This window comes from Salipiger sp. HF18 (assembly GCF_011806505.1).
Classification (GTDB): Bacteria; Pseudomonadota; Alphaproteobacteria; order Rhodobacterales; family Rhodobacteraceae; genus Salipiger; species Salipiger thiooxidans.
Genome location: NZ_JAATOS010000634.1, coordinates 1 through 1973, shown reverse-complemented (window position 1 = coordinate 1973; position 1973 = coordinate 1). Strand labels below are relative to the sequence as shown.

Sequence of the window (1973 nt, the reverse complement as noted above, 5' to 3'; positions counted from 1 at the left end):
CCGGCGAGGATGTTGAGCCAGAACAGCACCGCCCAGAGGCCGTCCTTCTCGCGCACGTGGTCCGAGCCGGTGCCGAAGCTTTCCTCGCCGCAGAGCGTGGCGCGGCCGGCGTCCAGCAGGTTGCCGAAGAACTTCCAGCCGGTTGGGGTCTCGTAGCAGTCGATGCCCAGCTTCTCGGCCACGCGGTCCACCGCCTGGCTGGTCGGCATCGAGCGCGCGACGCCCTTGAGCCCGTCCCTGTAGCCCGGCACCAGCGTTGCGTTGGCGGCGAGCACTGCGAGACTGTCCGAGGGCGAGACATAGCACTGGCGGCCCACCACCATGTTGCGGTCGCCGTCACCGTCGGAGGCCGCGCCGAAGTCGGGGCCGTCGGCGCGCATCATTTCGTCCCAGAGGGTCTTGGCCCAGGTCGGGTTCGGGTCCGGGTGGCCTTCGCCGAAATCGGGCAGCGGGATCGAGTTGATCACGGTGCCCGGCGGCGCGCCGAGGATCTCCTGCAGGATGCGGGTTGCATAGGGGCCGGTGACCGCGTGCATGGCGTCGAAGCGCATGCGGAAGCCCGAGCGGAACAGTGCCCGGATCGCGTCGAAATCGAAGAGCTGCGCCATCAGGTCGGCGTAGTCGTCCACCGGGTCGACGATCTCGATTTCCATGTCGCCAAGCGTCACCGTGTCGAGCATGCGCAGGCCCACGTCATGGCTTTCGGTGACCTTGAACTCGGCGATTTCCTTGGTCGCATCGAAGATCTTGCCCGTCACGCCCTCGGCGGCGGGGCCGCCGTTGCCGGTGTTGTATTTCACGCCGAAGTCGCCGTTGGGGCCGCCGGGATTGTGGCTGGCCGACAGGATGATGCCGCCGTCGCCACCGCGCTTGCGGATCAGGTTGGAGGCGGCCGGCGTCGACAACAGCGCGCGCTTGCCGACGATGATCTTCTTCGCGCCGCTCGCCGCTGCCATGCGCATGACCACCTGCGCCGCCTGGCTGTTGAAGTGGCGCCCGTCGCCGCCCAGCACCAGCGTCTTGCCCTCGACGCCGCCGATCCCGTTCCAGATGCTCTGAATGAAATTCTCGAGATAGTGGTGGGTCTGGAAGACCGTGGTCTTCTTGCGAAGTCCCGACGTGCCGGGTTTCTGTCCGTCGATCGGTTCGGTGGGGATGGTGCGAATGGTGGTCATGAATTCCGTCTCCTATCGCCCGGCACGTTTCATGATCCGGGCGCAGTTTGCAAGCGCGGGCGAGGCGGAAATCTCTGCCACGCCGGTGGGAAGGCGCTGACGCCAGTTGGGGTATTGCCACACCGTTCCCGGCATGTTCGGCTGGTTGTCGAGCCCCAGCATATCCTCGATCTGTAACGCCACCATGCGCGATGCGGTCTGCGCAAGCAGCGAGGCCATGGCCTCGGGCGTCTCGGGCGCATAGCCGTCGCGGTAGGGTCCGGTGGCGCCGTCGAAGCCTTCGACCTCGCGGCCGCGCCAGGACATCATGCCTTCGACATGCTCGGGCGGGGTGATGCCCATGTCGCGGCGCAGAGAGATTTCGCGCCCCGAGCGCCAGCCGCGCCAGGTCGGCAGGTCGTGCGAGCTGAAGCTGGCGATGGCGCCTTCGGTGTAGTCCTGCGGTGCGCGGTACCACGGCGGGTCGCCCGCGTGCTCGAAGCACATGAGACGGCAGCCGAGGATGCCGCTGTCCTCGAGCGCGTGCTGCAGCCCGTCGGGGATAACGCCGAGATCCTCGCCCACGATCACCGCGCCGGCGCGGGCGGCCTCCATCCGGGCGATGGCCAGCATGGCGTCGCGCGGCATGGTCACGTAGGCGCCGGGCAGGTCGCCGTCGGGCACCCAGTAGGCGCGCTCGAAGCCGAGGATGTGGTCGATGCGCAGCGCTCCCGAGAAGCGGAGTTGCTGGCGGAGCGTCAGGGCCAGCGCCTCGAAGCCGGTGTCGTTCAGGTGCGCCGGGTTGAACGGGGCGAGGTG

The 1973-nt window shown here is 68.1% G+C and carries 2 protein-coding genes; both read right to left on the bottom strand.

Translation table 11 applies throughout. The annotated features are described in order from the left end of the window. Positions 1–1175: alpha-D-glucose phosphate-specific phosphoglucomutase (locus HC022_RS25180; protein ID WP_167454213.1), on the bottom strand; the 1175-nt coding region annotated here is incomplete at its 3' end. A 12-nt stretch (positions 1176–1187) separates the two neighbouring features. After that, positions 1188–1973, bottom strand: a 786-nt coding sequence (locus HC022_RS25175) for a 4-alpha-glucanotransferase (protein WP_175583735.1), incomplete at its 5' end; no start/stop codon positions are given.